This is a genomic window from Actinomadura xylanilytica, from assembly GCF_030283145.1.
GTDB lineage: Bacteria > Actinomycetota > Actinomycetes > Streptosporangiales > Streptosporangiaceae > Spirillospora > Spirillospora xylanilytica.
Genome location: NZ_JASNWE010000001.1, coordinates 1,989,406 through 2,008,715 on the forward strand (window position 1 = coordinate 1,989,406; position 19,310 = coordinate 2,008,715).

The following is a 19,310-nucleotide window of genomic DNA, read 5'->3' on the forward strand; positions in this document are numbered from 1 at the left end:
GGCTTCTCTCCACGCTCTCTGACAGATGCACCGTTGTCTTCGGATGTCGCTGGTCGGGATGTCACTGGTCGCGGCGCCCGGTCATTTCGGCAGGGCGTCGCGGACGTCCCTGATGCCGGACAGCAGCATCGATGCCGACACGGGATGACACACCAGGATATCCGGCAACCGGGGATCCTCCCGGTTGTAAACCAAAGGGTCACCGTCGACGCGCGAGGCGTGCGCGCCGGCGGCGAGGGCCACCGCGGCGGGCGCGGCCGAGTCCCATTCGTACTGGCCGCCCGCGTGCACGTAGGCGTCGACCTCGCCGAGCAGCACCGCGGAGATCTTGGCGCCGGCCGAGCCGATCGGGACCAGCTCGACGTCGAGATCGAGCCGGTCCGCGAGCTGCCGGACGAACTCGGGCGGGCGGGTGCGGCTGACGGCGATGCGCAGCCTGCCGGTCTCGGGCGCGGGCGCGTGCAGTGCCGACTCGGAGCTGCCGCCGGGCTTGCCCGGAGCGTTCCTGACGACCAGCGCGCCTCCGGGGGCGGCGGTGCGGAGCGTCCGGCCCTGGGCGGGGAGCGCCACGGCGCCGGCGGTCAGCCGTCCCTTCTCCCAGAGCGCCACATGGACGGCCCAGTCGCGGCGGCCCTCTTCGGAGAACTCGCGGGTCCCGTCCAGCGGGTCGACGATCCACACCCGGCCCGCGGAGAGCCGCACGGCGTCGGCGGTGTTGCCGGTCGGCGCCCGGTCGGCCGCCGCGCCCTGGGCGCGCTTGCCCGCGACGGAGGCCCGGCCCTCCTCGGAGAGGATCGAGTCGTCCGGACAGCGCTCGGCCAGGGCCGCCATCAGGTACTCGTGCGCCCGCAGGTCGCCGGTGTCCTTGAGGACGCGCGCGTCGGCGAAGCCGACCTCGTCGCGCACCTCCAGCAGCAGGCGCCCCGCGGCATCGGCGAGCTCGCCCGCCAGCGCGTGGTCGTCTCCGGGGGTCTCCGTCATGATCACATTCCCGACTCGACTGGTCTGTTGGGTACACATTCTCACGTGCGCCCCAAGCGCCGCCCCGCGGGGAGTATCAGCAGGCCGGTCGCCGGCGCGGACGCGCTGCCGCGCGCAGTCAAATAAACGCTCTTGTTTACTGGTGGTACCGTCCCCGCATGGTCGGGAACATAGTGGGACGAATCGATCGCACGCCCTCACTCACGGGCCGCCGAGTGCTGATCACCGGGGCCGCCCGCGGCATCGGCGCGGCGCTGGCCGAACGGCTGCACGCCCGCGGCGCCCGGGTGGCGCTGGCCGGGCTGGAACCGGACGCCCTCGCCGCCGTCGCCGCCCGCTGCGGGGACGCGCCGTGGTGGCCCTGCGACGTGACCGACCGCGCCCAGGTCGAAGCGGCGGTCGCCGGAACGGTGCGCGCCCTCGGCGGCCTGGACGCGGTCGTCGCCAACGCGGGCGTCGCCGCGCAGCTGCCGATGATCGGCGGCGACCCGGGGGTGATGGAGCGCACGATGCGGGTCAACGTGCTCGGCACCTACAACACCCTGAGCATCGCTGGCCCGCACATCGCGCACCCGCGCGGCTACGCCCTGGCGGTCGCGTCGGCCGCCGCGGCGGCCAACCTGCCGCTGCTCGGCGCCTACAGCGCGTCCAAGGCCGCCGTCGAGGCGCTCGGCAACACCCTGCGCAGCGAGCTGCGCCCCTACGGCGCACGCGCCGGCGTGGCCTACTTCGCCGAGCTCGACACCGACATGACCAGCCGGGGATTCGGCACCCGCGCGGCCGAGACGCTGCTCGGCTCCGGCACCGCGATCTCCCGCGTCTCCCGCGTCACCCCGCTCAAGGCCGGGATCGACGCGCTGGAGCGCGGCATCGCCTGGCGGTCGGCCCGCGTCGTGGCGCCCTGGTGGGTCGCGGCCGTGCTGCCCGCCCGGATGCTCGCACAGCCCGTGATCGACCACGTCGTCCAGGGACGGCTGCGCGAGGCCCTGGAGATCGCCCGGGACGAGCGGGTCGCGCTCACCACCGAGCAGCCGGACGTCCCGTGACCGCCCGCGTCCGCCCCGGCGGGCCGGCCGACATCGGCCCGCTCGCCTGGGCGCTCACCCGCGTCTCGGGACTGGTCGCCGGGACCGGCCCGCCGAACCTGTTCCGCACCCTCGGCCGGCACCGCCGGCTCTTCCCCGCCTGGCTGTGGTTCGCCGGGACGCTGATGCCCGGCGGGCGGCTGCCGCGCCGCGAGAGCGAGCTGGTCATCCTGCGCGTCGCGCACCTGCGCGCGTGCCGGTACGAGTTCGACCACCACGTCCGGCTCGGCCGCCGGGCCGGAATCGGCCCCGCCGAGGTCGAGCGGATCACCTCCGGCCCCGGCGCCGAAGGCTGGACGCCCCGGGAGCGCGCGCTGCTGACCGCGATCGACCACCTGCACGAGCACCAGGACCTCGACGACGCCACCTGGGCGCTCCTGCGCGCGCACCTCGTCGAGCCCGAGTGCGTCGAGCTGTGCATGCTGGCCGGGCACTACGAGATGCTGGCCACCGTCATCACCGCCCTGCGCATCGAGCCGGACCCCCCGCGCCGCCCGTTCCTCCGCAAGCGCCGCTGACCCGGGACGAGCCCCTCAGGGACCGCGCTCGCGGAACCGGCGGACCCGCGCTCGCGGGGCTACAGGACGCCGTGTTCCTTGAGCGTGCGCACATGCGCGTTGATGCGCGTCCCCAACTCGCGCAGCGCACCGGCGTCGCCGTCGAGCAGCGGGACGGTCACCATGCTGCTGACCGCCGCCACGATCGCCCGGCAGCCGAACCGGCCCTCCTCGCCGGGCGCCTCCAGCACCGGCGCCAGCAGACCGGACAGCCGCTCCTGGAACTCGGCCCGACGGGCCAGCGCCTCCGGACCCGCCGCGTACACCTCCACGACGAACAGCCGCGCGTAGGCCGGCTCGCGGGCCAGCATCTCGACGTAGGTGGTGATGCCCCGCTCGAATCGCTCCAACGGCCCGCCCGGTCCCGACACCACCGCGTCGAGCCGCTCCTCCAGCCGCCGGGTCGCCTCGTCGAAGGCCGCCATGAAGCAGTCGAGCTTGGACGAGAACAGCTGGTAGAAGCTCTGCCGCGAGACTCCGGCGCGCTTGAGCACATCGCCCACCGAGGTGTTGACGAAGCCCTGCTCGCTCATCGCCTCGGCCATCGCCGCGATCAGCCGGCCGCGCTGCGCGCGGGCGACCTCCTCGCGGGACAGCGCGTGCCGGCCACGCGGCAGTCTGCGTGGAACGGACGTGGTCACGATCTCACCCTAACTAGTAGGCGCCGGAGCCGCGGACCACCGCCGACCAGGTCTTCCACATGATCTGGAGGTCGAGCGCCAGGGACCAGTTGTCGACGTACCGCAGGTCGAGCCGGACCGACTCCTCCCAAGTCAGGTCGGAGCGCCCGCTCACCTGCCAGAGCCCGGTCAGCCCCGGCCGGACGACCAGCCGCCGGTAGACGTCGCCGCCGTACTGGGCGACCTCCTCGGGCAGCGGCGGACGCGGCCCGACCAGCGACATGTCGCCGCGCACCACGTTGATCAGCTGCGGCAGCTCGTCCAGCGAGTAGCGGCGCAGCCGGCGGCCGACCCGGGTGATCCGCGGGTCCTCCTTGATCTTGAACAGCACGCCGTCGTTGTCGTTGTGCTGGCGCAGCTCGACCTTGCGGTCCTCGGCGTCGGTCACCATCGTGCGGAACTTCAGCACGGTGAAGTGCCGCCCGCCGCGGCCCACCCGGACCTGCCGGAACAGCACCGGCCCGCTGGTGGTCACCTTGATCAGGAACGCGACGAGCAGCAGCAGCGGGCTGAGCAGCACCAGCCCGGCGAGCGCCCCGGTCCGGTCGAACAGGCTCTTGACGACCTTCCGGCCGCCGTCCAGCTCGGGGTGCTCGACGTGCAGCAGCGGCAGCCCCGACACCGGCCGGATCGAGATCCGCGGCCCGGTGACGTCCATCAGCGCGGGCGCGACCACCAGCTCGACGTCGTCGCGCTCGATCTGCCAGGCCAGCCGGCGCAGCGCGGACCCGTCCATCTCGGGGCAGGCCAGCACCGCGACCGAGTCGGCGCCGACCTGGTCGACCACCGCCGCCGCCTGGCCGAAGTGGCCGAGCACCGGCACGCCCTCGACCTCGCCGATCGCGTCGTCGCCGGCGGCGAGCGCGGGCGGCAGGCAGATCGCGACGATGTCCATGCCGTGGTAGCGCTTCTGCCGGAGCAGCTTGATCAGGTCGGCGACCGACGTGCGGTGCCCCACCGCGACGACCCGCCGCATGCAGTCGCCGTTCCACCGCTTGCGGTGCAGCCACTTGCGCAGCCGGTAGCGCGCCACCAGGTTGAGGAACGTGCCGAACGGCAACGCCATCACCACGTACCCGCGGGCGACCTCGGTCTTGGTCGCGTACGCCACGATCGCGACGGACGCGGTGAGGATGAACCCGGCGTGCAGGACCCGGCGGAACTCCTCGTACCCGACGCCGATGTACCGCGGCTGGTAGGCCCGGCACAGCATCAGGGTGAGCAGCCACAGCACGGGCAGCGCGACCGTCAGGGCGACATACGGTACGGTCGGATCGCCTGGAATGCCGGGAAAGCGGAGCAGGAAGGCGATCACTCCGGCCATCAGCATGCTGAAGAAGTCGAGCCCGCCGGCGAAGCGGCGATACCACCCGCTCCAGCTCGGCGCTTGGACGCGCCGTTGCTCGTGGCCGGCCGCCGAATCATGCCGGACCTTGTCAACGACGGCCATAACACCTCACCAACTCCTGACACGCGCGCCCCGTCACACACGTTCCACCCCGAAGACGGCCGAGTGGCACGCGGGGTTCACACGACATCCCAAGCCCGCGTGTGATGCATCTTACGTTCGCCTGCCCCTCGGCGGGAGCCATGCGGCACCGGCCGCTCCCGGCCGCGCGGGCGCCCCCCTGCGGAGCGGTCAACCGGCGTGGAAAGTGTTCTGCGCGGCCTCGAGACCGCCGGTGAGCACTCCCTCGACGGCGTCGGCGGTGCGATCGACGTTCAGCTCGAGTTCCCTGCGTTCGGCGGCCGAGAAATCCTTCAGAACGAACGCCGCCGGATCCATCCGGCCGGGTGGTCGCCCCACTCCGAACCTGACCCGCAGGTAATTCTTGTCTCCACCCAGCGATCGGGTGATAGAACGCAACCCGTTGTGACCGTTGTCACCGCCGCCCTGCTTGAGCCGCAGCGTCCCGTACGGGACGTCCAGCTCGTCGTGCACCACGACGAGCCGCTCGACCGGCACCTTGTAGAAGTCGCGGAGGCCCTTCACCGGCCCGCCCGACTCGTTCATGAACGTGCGCGGCTTGGCCAGCACCACGCGGGCGCCCGCGAGCCGTCCCTCCAGCACCTCCGACCGCGACCGGTGCGACTTGAACCGCCCGCCGGCCCGTCCGGCCAGCACGTCGAGCACCATGAACCCGGCGTTGTGCCGGTTCCCGGCGTACGACGGGCCCGGGTTGCCGAGGCCCACGACCAGCCAGAGATCCGCGCTCACCGGTACTCCCTTTCAACCGCTGTGTCTCCGGGGACGGCCCCGGCCCGCGGACGTGCACGGCCTCCGCCGGTGCGCGCACCGGCGGAGGCCGTGGAAAACCGTGTCGGTCGGACGGTCGCCGCGATCGGCGGCCGTCTCGCCTGGGGGGGGGCCGCCTACTCGGCGCCCTCGCCCTCGCCCTCGGTGCCTTCGCCCTCGGCGCCCTCGCCCTCGGCCGCGGCCGGCTCGGTGGAGACGGTCGCGTCGACGATCTGAACGATCAGAATGTCCTCGTCGGCGGCCAGAGTCGCGCCCGCGGGGAGCTTGAGGTCCTTGGCCAGCACCTGCGTGTCGATCTCCAGGCCGGCGATGTGGAGCTCGACCTCCTGGGGAATGTGGGTGGCCTCGGCCTCGATCGAGATCTGCACCTCGGGCTGGACCAGCCGGCCGCCCGCCACCACGTCGCCGACGATGCTGATCGGCAGGTCGACGACGACCTTCTCGCCGCGCTTGACCACCAGCAGGTCGACGTGCTTCAGGAAGCCCTTGATCGGGTCGCGCTGCACGTCCTTGGGCAGGGCCAGCTCGCTGCCGGCGCCGACGCCCTCGAGGGTGAGCAGCACGTTGGGGGTCTTCAGGGCGAGCATCAGCTCGTGCCCGGGAAGCGAGATGTGCTGCGGGTCGGTGCCGTGACCATAGATGACGGCGGGCACCTTGCCGGCCCGGCGGGTGCGCCGCGCGGCACCCTTACCGAACTCGGTGCGCGGCTCGGCGGCAATGCGTACCTCGGACACGGCGGAAACTCCTCGTTTGTTGCGATCCACGGCCGTCCGGCATGGACGTCCGCTACGGACAGAGCGAATCAGGCGATGCTCGACGCGTCAGGCGCCTCGAAGATTCTTTGCGTTCCCCGGGGAGTGCGGGACCGGTGGAGGAACCGCACTGAACGACCCGGGACATACGCGGATTGGTCAAGTCTAGCCGATCGTCGCACACCCGAACGCCAGCGGCCCCGAACGGCGGCGGCCCGAACGGCGGCGGGCCCCGGACGCGCCCGTGCCCGGGACCGCCGTCACGCGGTCCCGGGCACGGATGGACGGACGCGGGCCGGACGGCCCCGTTCAGCCGGGTGCGGTCGGCCGCGGGTTCGGCCGCGGGTTCAGCTGTGCCCGCCGAAGAGGCTGGTCACCGAGCCGTCGCTGAACACCTCGTTGATCGCCCGCGCGACGAGCGGCGCGATCGGCAGCACGGTCAGCTTGTCGAACTGCTTCTCCTCGGGGATCGGCAGCGTGTTGGTGAGCACCACCTCGGAGATCCGGGAGTTCTTCAGCCGGTCGACGGCCGGCCCCGACAGCACGCCGTGCGTCGCCGCGACCACGACCCGGGCCGCGCCCTGCTCGAACAGCGCCTCGGCGGCCTTGACGATGGTGCCGCCGGTGTCGATCATGTCGTCCACCACCACGCAGGTCCGGCCCTCGACCTCGCCGACCACGTCGAAGACCTTGACCTCGTTGGCCACATCCGGATCGCGCTTCTTGTGGATGATCGCCATCGGCACCCCGCCCAGCCGGTCGCTCCACCGCTCGGTCACCCGGACCCGGCCGGCGTCCGGCGCGACCACGGTGACCTGCGAGGTGTCCAGCCGGCTCTCGAAGTGCGAGGCCAGCAGGTCCAGCGCGAACAGGTGGTCGACCGGACCGTCGAAGAAGCCCTGGATCTGCGCGGTGTGCAGGTCCACGGTGATCAGCCGGTCGGCGCCCGCGGTCTTGAACAGGTCGGCCATCAGCCGCGCCGAGATCGGCTCACGGCCACGGTGCTTCTTGTCCTGGCGGGCATATCCGAAGAACGGCGCCACCACGGTGATCCGCTTGGCCGACGCGCGCTTGAGCGCGTCCACCATGATCAGCTGCTCCATGATCCATTGGTTGATGGGAGCTGTGTGGCTCTGGATCACGAAGGCATCGGAACCACGGACCGACTCCAGGAACCGTACGAACGTCTCGCCGTTGGCGAAGTCATACGCGGAGGTCGGCGTGAGTTCGACGTGGAGGTTGTCGGCTACTTCCTTGGCCAGGTCCGGGTGGGCTCGGCCGGTGAAGAGCATGAGCTTCTTCTGGCCACTCGCTTTGATCCCACTCACCTCTGACAACTCCCCCTAAATGGAACGTGCTTCTCGTGGGTGTTGTCCCCACTCCCCACGCATCGCAAGAGTCGACTCCGCGATGCGCGGGTTGCCTGTCGTCCCGCCGGACGCGGCGGGAGGCGGGGCGTCAGTCGCCGCCCGCGGCGTGCTCACCGGCCGCGTCGTCGCGGGCCCGGCGGGCCGCGTCGGCGGCGGGGGTGCCGGCGCGCTTGCGCTCGACCCACCCCGCGATGTTGCGCTGCCGTCCGCGGGCGACCGCCATCGCCCCGGGCGGGACGTCCTGCACGATCACCGATCCGGCGGCGGTGTAGGCGCCGTCGCCGACCGTGACCGGAGCGACGATCATGTTGTCGCTGCCGACCTTGACGTGGTCGCCGATCACGCTGCGGCTCTTGGTGACGCCGTCGTAGTTGACGAACACCGAACTGGCCCCGATGTTGGAGCCGGTGCCGATCTCGGCATCGCCGACATAGGTCAGGTGCGGCACCTTGCTGCCCTCGCCGACCTGCGCGTTCTTCATCTCCACATAGGTGCCCGCCTTGGCCTTGCGGGCCAGCCGGGTTCCCGGGCGCAGGTAGGCGTAGGGGCCGACGGACGCCTGCGGGCCGATCTCGGCCTCGACGCAGACGGCGTTGACCACGGTGGCGTCCGCGCCGACCCTGGTGTCGGTCAGCGTGCAGCCCGGCCCCACTCGGGCGCCCTCGCCCAGGTGGGTGCGGCCGTGCAGCTGGGTCGCCGGGTGGACGATCGCGTCGGGCTCGGCGCTGACCTGCACGTCGATCCAGGTGGTGGCCGGGTCGACGATGGTGACCCCGGCCCGCATGTGGGCCTCCAGGATCCGGTCGTTGAGCTGTCGGCGGGCCTGCGCGAGCTGCACCTTGTCGTTGACGCCCTGCGTCTCGACCCAGTCGGCGGCGCGGTGCGCCCCGGCCCGGTGGCCGTCGCCGCGCAGGATCGCCACGACGTCGGTGAGGTACTCCTCGCCGTTGGCGTTGTCGGTGGTGACCCGCTTGAGCGCCGCGGCCAGCAGGGCCCCGTCGAAGGCGTACATGCCGACGTTGATCTCGTTGACGGCGCGCTGCTCGGCGGTGGCGTCCTTGTGCTCGACGATCGCGCTGACCGACCCGTCGGCCGCGCGGATCATGCGGCCGTAGCCGGTGGCGTCGGGCATCTCGGTGGTGAGGACGGTGACGGCGTTGCCGTCGGCCTCGTGCGTGGCGACCAGTTCGGCGAGCGTCTCGCCGCGCAGCAGCGGATGGTCGCCGTTGGTGACCACGACGGTGCCGCGCAGGTCGCCGGTCTGCTCCAGGGTCGTCCGGACGGCGTGCCCGGTGCCGCCCTGCCGCTCCTGGACGACCGGTTCGGCGTCCGGGACGTGCTCGGCGAGGTGGGCGACGACCTGTTCGCGGCGGTGCCCGACCACCACCACGAGGCGTTCGGGTTCAAGTTCGCGGGCGGCGGCCAGCACATGGCCGACCATGCTGCGCCCGCACAGCTCGTGCAGCACTTTGGAAGTACGGGACTTCATCCGGGTGCCCTCGCCCGCGGCGAGGACGATTACGGCGGCCGGGCGGGCGGCCCGGCTCCGTGTACGGCAGGCAGCCACGAAGAGGCTCCTCGGCATCGCGGACGGGTTCGGTCGGGTGCGGAACCGACGGCCCCACTTGGACCGTCCAATACGCCGCCTACCTGCCTAAACGACGTTCCGGCAGGGGCATGGGCACGCCCGACAACCGAAGGATACCGCCCAGCCGGGACCTGTCACCCCGCCGGTCCCCCGCGGTCACGATCGGACCTTCCGGAGCCCGCCGTCCGGCGGGCCCGGGGCCGCCGGACGGCACATCGGGCACCCTGCTCCCGGGGGAGGATTCGAACCCCCATACGATCGACCAAAACGACCAGTCCTGCCCTTAGACGACCCGGGAAAGGCCAAACCCGGACAAACCTCCCACTCTGGGGAGCCGTCCAGGCCGGTCCTCACGATACCGGTTCCGCCACCACTCCCCCATCCGTTAGGCGGGGATCGGTCCGGGGCCGGCCCCTCGACGGACGGCCGCGGGACCGCCCCCGGGAACGCGCCGTCCACCGGGGCCCGGCGGGCGAACCATCGGCGGGGCCCGGTCGTTTGACCTGGCCGAGAACCATTTCACGAGCTCTCTTCACATCCGCGTGACACCGGTCTGACCCTCCGCAGAGTTTCATGTCCTTGAGACCGAAAAATCACCGAATTTACGATTCGATGCTGTCCAACCTACGCAACCGTAGGTTACGTTGGCGTAAGTACGGCTGCCCCGAGTAGCAGGAAGCGGTGACGCAATGACTACAGCCCCCATCCTCGATCCCCCTCGCCCACAGGGCCGTCCAGAGATCGACCCGGAGCCGCGGGGCAACGCCGAACGCCTACTCATCGCCCTGTTCACCGGGGTCCCGTTCCTGGCCCTGTTCGCGGCGGTTCCGCTCGCGTGGGGCAGCTTCCTCGGCTGGAGCGACGTGCTCCTCACCGCGGTCTTCTACTTCGTCTCGGCCGGCGGCATCACCGTCGGCTACCACCGCTACTTCACGCACGGCTCGTTCAAGGCGGGCCGCCCGCTGAAGATCTTCCTGGCGATCGCGGGGGGCCTGGCGATGGAGGGGCCGGTCATCACCTGGGTCGCCGACCACCGGCGCCACCACAAGCACTCCGACAAGGAGATGGACCCGCACTCGCCGTGGCGCTTCGGTAACGACTGGAAGGCCCTGGCCAAGGGCCTGGTCTGGGCGCACTACGGCTGGCTGTTCAACAGCAACCGCACGTCCAAGCCGCGCTTCGCCAAGGACCTGCTGAACGACCGCGACATCGTCCGCGTGCACCGGTGGTTCCCCGGGCTGGTCGCGGTGTCGTTCCTGCTCCCGGCCGCGCTCGGCGGGCTGCTCACCATGTCCTGGCTCGGCGCGCTGACCGCGCTGTTCTGGGCGGGCTTCGTCCGGACCACCCTGGTGCACCACGTGACCTGGTCGATCAACTCCATCTGCCACACGTTCGGCAAGGAGGACTTCGAGGTCCGCGACAAGTCCCGCAACGTGTGGTGGCTCGCCATCCCGTCGCTCGGCGAGTCCTGGCACAACCTGCACCACGCCGACCCGACCTGCGCGCGTCACGGCGTCCTCAAGGGGCAGGTCGACATCAGCGCCCGCGTCATCTGGACGTTCGAGAAGGCCGGCTGGGCCCGCGACGTCCGCTGGCCGGACGCCGAACGCCTCGCCAAGCGGACGAAGCAGGCATGATGTGGCATCCCCCCCTTCCACTCAGCAATGCGAACGGTACGAGTGAGCGCCACAATTGACACCGTGACAGAACCCGCCCCCCGGTCCCGCAGGAAGCGGATGACCGGCAAGGAAAGACGTGAGCAGCTGCTCGACATCGGCCGGGCACTGTTCGCCGAGCGCGGCCTGGACGGCACCTCGGTGGAGGAGATCGCCTCCGCGGCGGGTGTCTCCAAGCCCGTGGTGTACGAGCACTTCGGCGGCAAGGAGGGCCTCTACGCCGTCGTGGTCGACCGCGAGTTCGAACGACTGCTCAGCCTGGTCACCGAGGCCCTCAACTCCGCGATCCACTACCGCAGCAAGCTCGAGAAGGCCGCGCTCGCACTGCTGGAGTACATCGAGGAGCACCCGGACGGCTTCCGCATCCTGGTGCGCGACTCGCACGGCGGCACCGGCACCGGCAGCTACGCCAGCCTGCTCAGCGAGATCGCCGGCGAGGTCGAGCACATCCTCGCCCAGGAGTTCGACCGGCACGAGTACGACGACCGGTTCTCGCCGATGTACGCGCAGATGCTGGTCGGCATGGTCGCGCTCACCGGGCAGTGGTGGCTGGACGTGCGCAAGCCCAAGCGCGAGGAGGTCGCCGCGCACGTGGTGAACCTCGCCTGGAACGGCCTGTCCGGCCTGGAGTCGCGCCCCTCGCTCGACCCGCGCCGCCGCCGCAAGGAGCTCGAACGGCTGGAGAAGCGCGCCGAGAAGGCGGCGCACAAGGCCGAGAAGGCCGAGGAGAAGGCCGCGGCCAAGGCGGAGAAGGCCCAGCGCAAGGGCCGCCGCGACGATGCCTCTGAGGAGTCCGCCGACGAGGCCCATGAGGAGACCCCCGAGGCGACTCCGCGGCACTGACCCTCGGTCACCACTCCGGCGCGAACTGTCACACCCTCGTCCTACTCTCGGGACCAGTCCGAGAGGAGGGCCCCGATGACGCCGACGACCGGCCGCCGGGCCGACCGCGACACCCAGGCCGACGACTGCGCGCTGGACTTCCTCCGCGATCTGGACGAGTCGCTCTGGATCCTGGAGGAGGCCCGCCGCGCCGCGGCCAACGCCTTCCGCCACTCGGCCCGCGGCCACGACCACGTCGCCGAGCTCCGGCGCCTGCTGCGCCGCCTGCACGCCGTCCTGGTCGACTGGGAGGTCGAGATCCGCACCGGCGCTGACGTCGCGCCCGGCGGACGCGACCACCAGGCTGCAGAGGCCCGCCCGTCCCCTTCGGCCCTTCGAAAAGACGTGTGCCGGTGACCGTCCGGAGTTCGTCCGGGCGGCCACCGGCTGGGGTCACCGGCTTCGGGTCACGATGCCGGGGTCGGTGGGGCCGCGCGCGCCGCGATCGTGCGTGCGTCTTCGCGCGGCCGGGTCGGATGCCGCCCGCCGTTCGAGCTGGCACACCGCAGGGGAACGAGTCGCTTCCCTCGTACGGCGGGCGGCATCGCGTCTAGGGTCCAGGGCGCCCTGCCACGACGAAGACGCGCCGGAACGGGAAGACGGTGCCGTAGGGGGTGCGCGGGTAGGCGTCCCGCAGGCTGTCGCGGTAGGCGTCGAGGAACTCGGCGGTGTCGGCCGGGCCCAGGGCCGACAGGACGGGACGCAGCGCGGTGCCCTTGACCCATTCCAGTACCGGGTCTTCTCCGGGCAAAATTTGGATGTAGGTGGTCTCCCAGGCGTCCACCTGGCAGCCCTCCCTGGCGAGCAGGTCCACGTAGCCGGACGGGTCCAGGACGGGTTCGTCGCGCACCGTCCCGGCCAGCGCATCGCGCCAGCGGGGCGACCGGCAGAGCTCGCGCAGCAGGGTGTGGCTGGGGGCGCCGAAGTTGCCGGGCACCTGGAAGGCCAGCCGGCCGCCGGGGGCCAGCGCGCGGGTCCAGCGCGGCAGCAGGGCGGTGTGCCCGGGCACCCACTGGAGCACCGCGTTGGAGACGATCAGGTCGGCCGGCCGGTCCGCGCGCCAGTCCGCGACGTCGCCGGTCCGGAACTCCAGACGGCCCCGCAGGGCGTGCCCGCGGGCCGCTTCGATCATGTCGGGCGAGGCGTCGAGACCGGTCACGACGGCGTCCGGCCAGCGCTCGGCCAGGCTCGCGGTCAGCTCGCCCGAGCCGCAGCCGAGGTCGACGACGAGAGCGGGTCGCACCAGGTCGACCCGGGCGAGCAGGTCGGCGAAGGGCCGGCCGCGCTCGTCGCCGAAGACCCCGTACTGCGCGGGGTCCCAGGCGGGGTGCGCCTCTGCTTGTCTCGACATCAAGAGACATGATGCCGCCCCCATATCTTGATGTCAACAATCATGCACGCGGGGGGACTTGAAGCCCTTGGTGAGAAAATTGTTCCCTGTTGCACCTGTTGCCTGGTTTGGCCTTTCGTGTTCGGATCGACAGTGTCCTGGCCGCGACCCACCACCACGAACGACCGCGAGAGAGCGACAGCGGAGGTACGGATGCGCAAGGAGACCCTGGAGAGCTTCGTCCTCGGGGACGTGCTCCGGTCGCAGGCGCGGGCACACCGGGCGGAGACCTTCCTGAAGTTCCGGGAAGGCGAGCTCACCTACGGCGAGGTGGACTCGATGTCCGACCGGATGGCCCGCGGGCTGGCCGCAGCAGGCGTCGGACGCGGCGACCACGTCGGCGTGATGCTGCCCAACTGCCCCGACTTCGTCCACCTGATCTTCGCACTGGCCCGGCTGGGCGCCGTCGCCGTCCCGATCAACATCGAGTACCGCGGCGAGCTGCTCCGGCACGTGCTGGCCAGTTCCGACGCCGGCTGGCTGATCATCGACGGGCCGTACGCCGACCGGCTCCCGGACGTGGCGGACCGGCTGCCCGGCCTCGGCCGCGTCATCGTCCGGGCGGGCCGCTCGGACGGCGTCCCGCTGGACGGCCTGGGCAAGCCCGCCACGCCGCTGTCGGGCCTGCTGGCGCACGGCGACGACCCGGTCTCGTCCGGCGCCCGCTTCTCCGACCTCCAGTCGATCATGTACACGTCCGGCACCACGGGGCCGTCCAAGGGGGCGATGGTCCCGCACGCGCTCGCGCTGACCTGCGCGCTGGACTCGCTGGACTTCCTGGACCGCTGGGGCAAGACGATCTACTGCCCGCTCCCGCTGTTCCACGCCGCCGCGCTCTGGGACGGGATGCTGTCGGCGCTGCTCGGCGGCGGGTCCATCGCGATCGTCGAGCGGTTCAGCGCCTCCCGCTTCTGGGACGACGTGCGCCGCTTCGACGCCCAGGTGACGATGAGCGTGTTCTCGATGCTGCCGATCCTGCTCAACGCGCCCCCGTCCCCCAAGGACAAGGACCATCCGCTGGAGACGTTCTACATGGGCAAGTCCAACCTGGACGAGCCCCTGCGCGAGCGCTTCGGCGTCCGGGCCGTGGAGACCTACACCAGCACCGAGGCGGGCATCGCCACCGGCAGCCCGTACGGCGAATGGCGGCTCGGCTCATGCGGGCAGGCGCACGACGAGCGCTTCCAGGTGGCGGTGGTCGACGACCTCGACCGCGAGGTCGGCCCCGGGGAGCCGGGAGAGCTGGTGCTGCGGCCGAAGCAGCCGTTCGTGCTCACCACGGGGTATTACGGCGATTGGGAGGCGACAACCCGGTGTTTCCGGAACATGTGGTTTCACACCGGTGACCGGGTATGGCGGGATGACGAGGGCTACTACTTCTTCCTGGACCGGATGAAGGACGCCATCCGCCGCCGCGGTGAGAACATCTCGGCGTTCGACCTGGAGTGCGAGATCAACACCCATCCCTCGGTACTGGAGTGCGCGGCGTTCGGCGTGCCGTCCGAACTGGAGGACGAGGACATCAAGGTCTCGGTCGTCGTCCAGCCGGACACCGGCCTGGACCCGGGCGAGCTGATCGCGTTCTGCGAGGAGCGGCTGCCGCGGTCCATGGTCCCCCGCTACCTGGAGTTCGTGGCGGAGCTGCCGCGCACGCCCACCGACAAGGTCGCCAAGTACCGGCTGCGCGCGCAGGGCGACCACGGGATCACCCCGGCCACCTGGGACCGGACCGAGGAGGCCGAGTGAACTGGGAGGACACCGCCGAGGAGGCCGCGTTCCGGGCGGAGGCGCGGGCCTTCGTCCGCGACCGGTTCCCGTCCGGGTACCGGCCCGACACCGGGGCCGAGCACAGCCTGGAGCCCGAGGACGTCCTCGGCTACAACTGGCCCGCCGACCGGGTCGGCGACGACCCGGAGCGCCGGGAGGGGGCCCGCGCGTGGGCCGCGGCGCTCGCCGAGCGCGGCTGGATCGCGCCGCACTGGCCCGAGGAGTACGGCGGCGCCGGGCTGTCGGCGCTGGAGGAGTTCATCCTCCAGGAGGAGATGATGCGGGCCCGGGTGCCGACGGTGAACGGCATCGGCGCGTTCCTGCTCGGCCCGACCCTCCTCGTGCACGGCACCGAGGAGCAGAAGGCCGCCTACCTGCCGGGCATCGCGCGCGGCGAGACGACGTGGGCGCAGGGCTTCTCCGAACCCGGCTCCGGGTCGGACCTGGCCTCGCTGCGCACCCGCGCCGTCCGCGACGGCGACGTCTACGTGGTCGACGGCCAGAAGGTGTGGACGTCCCTCGGGCAGTACGCCGACAAGCTGTTCGTCCTCGTCCGGACCGATCCGGGCGCCGAGCCCGCGCACCGCGGCATCACGTTCCTGCTGGTCGACGCCGCCGCGCCCGGCGTGACCATCCGTCCCATCACCGACCTGCGCGGCGACGCGCCGTTCTGCGAGATCTTCTTCGAGGGCGTGCGGGTGCCGGTGGCCGACCGGGTCGGCGAGGAGAACCGCGGCTGGTACGTCGCCATGACCGCGCTCGGGTTCGAGCGGGCCGGCATCGGCGCGACGATCAAGTACGAGCAGGCGCTGTCCGAGCTGGTCGGGTACCTGCGGTCGGCCGAGGGACGCGCGGTGGCCCGCACCGGCGCCGGGACGTCCCTGCGCCGGGAGATCGCCCGCCGCCACACCGAGGTCCGGGTGCTCTACAACCTGGCCCGCTACACCGTGTCGCGGCAGGCGTCGGGCGAGGAGCCGGGCTACGAGGCGTCGGTCAACCAGCTCTTCGGCGCCGAGCTGCACCAGCGGCTGGCGCGCACCGGCGCCGCCGCGTTCGGACGGTCCGCCGCGCTCTGGGGGCGCGGCGACGCGCCGCTGAACGGCGTCTTCACCCACATGCGACTGGACTCGGTCGCCGCCACCTTCCTCGGCGGCACCTCCGAGATCCAGCGGAACGTCATCGCCACCCGGGGCCTGCACCTGCCCCGCCGCTGAGCGGCGGCCCCGGCCGCGCCCGACCGTCACCACCAACTGAGAGGAACGCCCATATGCCCGGGAACGCCTACGAGACCGTCGACCTTCAGATCGAGGAGCGGGTGGCCTGGCTGACCCTGAACCGTCCGGACAAGCTGAACGCGCTCACCCCCACGACGATGCGCGAGCTGCGGCAGATCTTCACCGACCTCGACGACGACGAGGACGTCTGCGTGGTGGTGCTGCGCGGGGCGGGCGAGCGCGCCTTCTGCGCCGGGATGGACCTCGGCTGGTCCGAGACGCTCACCAAGAGGGAGCGGATCGAGCAGGGCCGGCTGGGCGAGAAGACGTTCGCGATGATGGAGCGGCTGTCGATCCCCGTCATCGCGGCCGTGCACGGCTACGCCGTCGGCGGCGGGCTGGAGCTGGCGCTGGCCGCCGACTTCATCGTGGCCTCGGAGAACGCCAAGATGGGCCTGGTCGAGATCACCCTGTCGGCGCGCCCGCCGTACCGGCCGAAGATGACCGAGGACGGCGACCCCGACCAGCCCGAGTTCGGCGGCTCGGCGCCCGGCTGGGGCGGGGTGAAGCGGCTGCCCGAGCGGATCGGCAAGGCGCGCGCCAAGGAGCTGCTGTTCACCGGCGTCCGGCTCGACGCCGAACGGGCCCTGCGGATCGGGCTGGTCAACGACGTGTACCCGGCCGACGAGTTCGACAAGCGGGTCGGCGAGCTGGCCGAGCGGATCGCGGCGATGAACCGCTACAACCTGCGCCTGGTCAAGGAGCTGGTCGCCGGCGGCTACGACTGGATCGAGCCGCACCCGAGCTGACCGCGCCGAGCGAGAGAACAGGAGGAGGACCAGTGCGGATCTACCGGATCGACCATATCGGCCAGGTGGCGCCCAACCTCGAGCCACAGGTCGCGCTGCTGGAGCGGCTGTTCGGGTTCACACGGGTGCGGAGCTGGGACAGTCCCGCCGAGGGCTGCCGAGGCTCGCGGCTGGCCGTGCCCGGAAGCTGGGGGCAGGCGTGGGAGGTGCTGGCGCCGTCCGGCGACGACTCCCCCGTCCAGGCCTACCTCGACGACCACGGGGGCCGCGCCGGCCTGCACCACGTCGGCGCGGAGGTGCCCGACCTGGACGCCGTCCGCGCCGAGCTGGAGGGACGCGGCATCAAGCCGTCGAGCTCGGCGGACGGCGGCTGGATCGAGGCCTCGCTCTCGCCGCCCGAGCACGGGCCGGGCGTGCTGTTCCGGCTGCGCGGGCCCGGCGGCTCCGGCCTGTGCGGCGACGAGCCCGGCGCGGCCGTGCTCGGCGGCGCGGCGGACGCGGGCACCGGGCCGTCGCTCGGGATCGTCGCGCTCGACCACGTCTGCCAGGCGTTCCCCGACCGCGACGAGCTGGCCCGCTGGTACGCGGACCTGGCCGGGTTCGCGCACGTCTGGCGGACCCCGGACGACGAGCATCCCGACATGGCCGACCTGGTGATGAACATCCCCGGCTCGGCCATCTGCTGGGAGATCATCATGCCGCGCGGCGAGGACTCGTTCATCGAGCGGTTCTGGGACCGCAACGGCGCCGCCGCGCACCACGTCACGTTCGAGGTCGCCGACTGGGACCGCGCCATGGCGGCCTGCGCCCACCACGAGACGCCGACGTTCGGCGAGAACGAGGGCAGCACCGACGGCGCCGCCTGGCGCGACGCGTTCATCCATCCCAAGCACACCGGCGGCGTCCTGGTCCAGCTGTTCTGGGAGGAACGGCCCGGCGTGTGGGTCCGCTCCGACAAGATCCCGCCGACATGGACCTGACCCTCACCGAGGACCAGGAGCTGATCGCGTCCACCGCCCGCGAGCTCCTGGAGGCCCGGAAAGAGACGGCGGGCGCGCGGGCGGTGCGCGACGACCCGGCCGGATATTCGGCGGCGCTGTGGAAGGAGATGGTGGAGCTCGGTTGGACCGGGCTGCCCTTCGCCGAGGAGCACGGCGGGCTCGGCGCCGGGTACCTCGAGGCCTGCCTGGTGTTCGAGCAGCTCGGGTACGCGCTGGTGCCGAGCCCGCTGCTGACCACGGTGGCGTGCTGCGGCCTGCCGATCGCGCGGTTCGGGACCGCCGAGCAGCGGGAGCGGTGGCTCGGCGCCATCTCCCGCGGGCACGTGCTGGCGTGCGCCCCGCTCCCCTGGGACCGTCCGGGCGACGGGCCGGTCGCCACGGCGGACGGCGACGGGTTCCGGCTCGACGGCACCGCCCGGCTCGTCCCGTATGCGGGCGCCGCGGGCGACCTGCTGGTGGCGGCGTGGACGGACGGCGGAGGCGGCGGAGGCGGGGGCGGGGGCCGGAGCGACAGCAGCGGCGAGGCCAGGGCGTTCCTGGTGGACGCCACCGACCCCGGAGTGACGCTCCGTCCCACCGAGACGGTCGGCGCCGACCGCCCGCAGGACGTCGGGTTCGCGGACGTGCGGGTGCCCGCCGACCGGGTCGTCGGCACCGACGGCGCGGCTCCGGAGGCGATCTCCGCCTTCGGCGCCGCCGCGGTCTGCGCGGAGATGACCGGGGCGGCGCAGCGGGTCCTGGACATGACCGTCGAGTACGCCACCACGCGGGAGCAGTTCGGCACGTCGATCGGCACGTTCCAGGCGGTCCAGCACCACTGCGCCGACATGGCGATCGACGTGCTGGGCTCCCGGTTCATCGCCTACGAAGCGGTCTGGCGGCTGTCGGCGGGCTGGGAGGCGGTGCAGGAGGTGTCGATGGCCAAGGCGTGGGTGAGCGAGGCGTACCAGCGGGTGTGCGCGCTCGGCCACCAGGTGCACGGCGCGATCGGCTTCACCGAGGAGCACGACCTGCACCTGTTCACCCGGCACGCCATGACCTCGGCGCTGGCCTTCGGCGACGACGACATGCACCTCGAGCGCCTCGCCACCGGGCTGGGCCTCGACCTCCCGGACCGTGCCGGCGGCTGACCTCGCCTCCCGTGCCGGCGGCCGACCGGGCCGCCGGCACGGGCCCGGGCGCGGGCCTCCAGGCAGGGGCCTCCACGCACGGGCCTCCACGCACGGGCCTCCACGCACGGGCAGCCAGGCGCGGCGCCCGTGCCGGTTCACCCCTGCCCATGGGCGGGGCGAGCTGGCATG

18 protein-coding genes and 1 tRNA gene are annotated in these 19,310 nt (G+C 72.1%); 10 read left to right on the forward strand and 9 right to left on the reverse strand.

Translation table 11 applies throughout. The annotated features are described in order from the left end of the window. Nucleotides 1–81: 81 nt before the first annotated feature. The gene (locus QP090_RS09230; RefSeq protein WP_285938138.1) at nucleotides 82–981 is read right to left on the reverse strand and encodes a 3'(2'),5'-bisphosphate nucleotidase CysQ; all 900 of its coding nucleotides are present in this window, start codon (nucleotides 979–981) and stop codon (nucleotides 82–84) included. A gap of 215 nt (nucleotides 982–1,196) precedes the next feature. Between QP090_RS09230 and QP090_RS09235 the strand changes: the two genes are divergently transcribed. Together QP090_RS09235 and QP090_RS09240 are read left to right on the forward strand one after the other, a co-directional pair. Then, on the forward strand, nucleotides 1,197–2,027 hold the full coding sequence (locus QP090_RS09235) for an SDR family NAD(P)-dependent oxidoreductase (protein WP_285938139.1): 831 nt from the start codon (nucleotides 1,197–1,199) through the stop codon (nucleotides 2,025–2,027). Further along, complete coding sequence (locus QP090_RS09240) at nucleotides 2,024–2,584, forward strand: carboxymuconolactone decarboxylase family protein (protein ID WP_285938140.1); 561 nt, start codon at nucleotides 2,024–2,026, stop codon at nucleotides 2,582–2,584. The genes QP090_RS09235 and QP090_RS09240 overlap by 4 nt, the downstream gene beginning before the upstream one ends. A gap of 59 nt (nucleotides 2,585–2,643) precedes the next feature. Here QP090_RS09240 and QP090_RS09245 read toward each other — a convergent pair whose 3' ends face one another. The 7 genes from QP090_RS09245 to QP090_RS09275 all read right to left on the reverse strand — a co-directional run bounded on the left by QP090_RS09245 (nucleotide 2,644) and on the right by QP090_RS09275 (nucleotide 9,568). Continuing rightward, a complete protein-coding gene (locus QP090_RS09245) occupies nucleotides 2,644–3,264 on the reverse strand; it encodes a TetR/AcrR family transcriptional regulator (protein ID WP_285938141.1) in 621 nt (206 codons plus the stop codon). A gap of 13 nt (nucleotides 3,265–3,277) precedes the next feature. Continuing rightward, nucleotides 3,278–4,753, reverse strand: coding sequence for a sugar transferase (locus tag QP090_RS09250; protein ID WP_285938142.1), 1,476 nt, complete (start codon nucleotides 4,751–4,753; stop codon nucleotides 3,278–3,280). A 189-nt stretch (nucleotides 4,754–4,942) separates the two neighbouring features. Further along, nucleotides 4,943–5,521 (reverse strand): aminoacyl-tRNA hydrolase, encoded by a 579-nt coding sequence (gene pth, locus QP090_RS09255; RefSeq protein ID WP_285938143.1) that lies wholly within the window; start codon nucleotides 5,519–5,521, stop codon nucleotides 4,943–4,945. 155 nt (nucleotides 5,522–5,676) lie between these two features. Beyond that, nucleotides 5,677–6,294, reverse strand: coding sequence for a 50S ribosomal protein L25/general stress protein Ctc (locus tag QP090_RS09260; RefSeq protein ID WP_285938145.1), 618 nt, complete (start codon nucleotides 6,292–6,294; stop codon nucleotides 5,677–5,679). Nucleotides 6,295–6,659: 365 nt separating this feature from the next. Further along, on the reverse strand, nucleotides 6,660–7,640 hold the full coding sequence (locus QP090_RS09265) for a ribose-phosphate diphosphokinase (RefSeq protein WP_285938146.1): 981 nt from the start codon (nucleotides 7,638–7,640) through the stop codon (nucleotides 6,660–6,662). Between the two features lie 130 nt (nucleotides 7,641–7,770). Further along, nucleotides 7,771–9,249, reverse strand: a complete 1,479-nt coding sequence (gene glmU / locus QP090_RS09270; RefSeq protein WP_285938147.1) for a bifunctional UDP-N-acetylglucosamine diphosphorylase/glucosamine-1-phosphate N-acetyltransferase GlmU — start codon at nucleotides 9,247–9,249, stop codon at nucleotides 7,771–7,773. Nucleotides 9,250–9,497: 248 nt separating this feature from the next. Beyond that, nucleotides 9,498–9,568 (reverse strand) — tRNA-Gln (locus QP090_RS09275). A 391-nt stretch (nucleotides 9,569–9,959) separates the two neighbouring features. Here QP090_RS09275 and QP090_RS09280 point away from each other — a divergent pair. From QP090_RS09280 to QP090_RS09290, 3 genes are all read left to right on the forward strand, one after another. Continuing rightward, nucleotides 9,960–10,907 (forward strand): acyl-CoA desaturase, encoded by a 948-nt coding sequence (locus tag QP090_RS09280; protein ID WP_285938148.1) that lies wholly within the window; start codon nucleotides 9,960–9,962, stop codon nucleotides 10,905–10,907. A 63-nt stretch (nucleotides 10,908–10,970) separates the two neighbouring features. Next, nucleotides 10,971–11,789 carry a TetR/AcrR family transcriptional regulator gene (locus tag QP090_RS09285; protein WP_285938149.1) on the forward strand — a complete coding sequence of 273 codons (819 nt, stop codon included), beginning with the start codon at nucleotides 10,971–10,973 and terminating at the stop codon, nucleotides 11,787–11,789. 75 nt (nucleotides 11,790–11,864) lie between these two features. Further along, nucleotides 11,865–12,185: a hypothetical protein gene (locus QP090_RS09290; RefSeq protein ID WP_285938150.1), complete on the forward strand. Its 321-nt coding sequence runs from the start codon at nucleotides 11,865–11,867 to the stop codon at nucleotides 12,183–12,185. A 193-nt stretch (nucleotides 12,186–12,378) separates the two neighbouring features. Here the strand turns inward: QP090_RS09290 and QP090_RS09295 are convergent, their stop codons facing one another. Next, the gene (locus QP090_RS09295; RefSeq protein WP_285938151.1) at nucleotides 12,379–13,179 is read right to left on the reverse strand and encodes a trans-aconitate 2-methyltransferase; all 801 of its coding nucleotides are present in this window, start codon (nucleotides 13,177–13,179) and stop codon (nucleotides 12,379–12,381) included. A 192-nt stretch (nucleotides 13,180–13,371) separates the two neighbouring features. Between QP090_RS09295 and QP090_RS09300 the strand changes: the two genes are divergently transcribed. From QP090_RS09300 to QP090_RS09320, 5 genes are read left to right on the forward strand one after another with little or no spacing between them, the layout of a single operon-like run. Next, on the forward strand, nucleotides 13,372–14,964 hold the full coding sequence (locus tag QP090_RS09300; RefSeq protein WP_285938152.1) for an AMP-binding protein: 1,593 nt from the start codon (nucleotides 13,372–13,374) through the stop codon (nucleotides 14,962–14,964). After that, nucleotides 14,961–16,199, forward strand: coding sequence for an acyl-CoA dehydrogenase family protein (locus QP090_RS09305; RefSeq protein ID WP_285938153.1), 1,239 nt, complete (start codon nucleotides 14,961–14,963; stop codon nucleotides 16,197–16,199). The genes QP090_RS09300 and QP090_RS09305 overlap by 4 nt, the downstream gene beginning before the upstream one ends. Nucleotides 16,200–16,252: 53 nt before the next feature. Further along, nucleotides 16,253–17,008, forward strand: coding sequence for an enoyl-CoA hydratase/isomerase family protein (locus QP090_RS09310; protein ID WP_285938154.1), 756 nt, complete (start codon nucleotides 16,253–16,255; stop codon nucleotides 17,006–17,008). A gap of 32 nt (nucleotides 17,009–17,040) precedes the next feature. Next, the gene (locus tag QP090_RS09315; protein ID WP_285938155.1) at nucleotides 17,041–17,988 is read left to right on the forward strand and encodes a VOC family protein; all 948 of its coding nucleotides are present in this window, start codon (nucleotides 17,041–17,043) and stop codon (nucleotides 17,986–17,988) included. Beyond that, nucleotides 17,979–19,139 (forward strand): acyl-CoA dehydrogenase family protein, encoded by a 1,161-nt coding sequence (locus tag QP090_RS09320; protein WP_285938156.1) that lies wholly within the window; start codon nucleotides 17,979–17,981, stop codon nucleotides 19,137–19,139. The genes QP090_RS09315 and QP090_RS09320 overlap by 10 nt, the downstream gene beginning before the upstream one ends. The last annotated feature ends 171 nt before the right edge of the window (nucleotides 19,140–19,310 follow it).

Bases quoted from the DNA above. Each gene is read 5' to 3' on its own strand.
- QP090_RS09230 (WP_285938138.1), bottom strand. From the start codon at position 981: ATGACGGAGACCCCCGGAGACGACCACGCGCTGGCGGGCGAGCTCGCC.
- QP090_RS09250 (WP_285938142.1), bottom strand. From the start codon at position 4,753: ATGGCCGTCGTTGACAAGGTCCGGCATGATTCGGCGGCCGGCCACGAG.
- QP090_RS09280 (WP_285938148.1), top strand. From the start codon at position 9,960: ATGACTACAGCCCCCATCCTCGATCCCCCTCGCCCACAGGGCCGTCCA.
- QP090_RS09290 (WP_285938150.1), top strand. From the start codon at position 11,865: ATGACGCCGACGACCGGCCGCCGGGCCGACCGCGACACCCAGGCCGAC.
- QP090_RS09295 (WP_285938151.1), bottom strand. From the start codon at position 13,179: ATGTCGAGACAAGCAGAGGCGCACCCCGCCTGGGACCCCGCGCAGTAC.
- QP090_RS09300 (WP_285938152.1), top strand. From the start codon at position 13,372: ATGCGCAAGGAGACCCTGGAGAGCTTCGTCCTCGGGGACGTGCTCCGG.
- QP090_RS09310 (WP_285938154.1), top strand. From the start codon at position 16,253: ATGCCCGGGAACGCCTACGAGACCGTCGACCTTCAGATCGAGGAGCGG.
- QP090_RS09320 (WP_285938156.1), top strand. From the start codon at position 17,979: ATGGACCTGACCCTCACCGAGGACCAGGAGCTGATCGCGTCCACCGCC.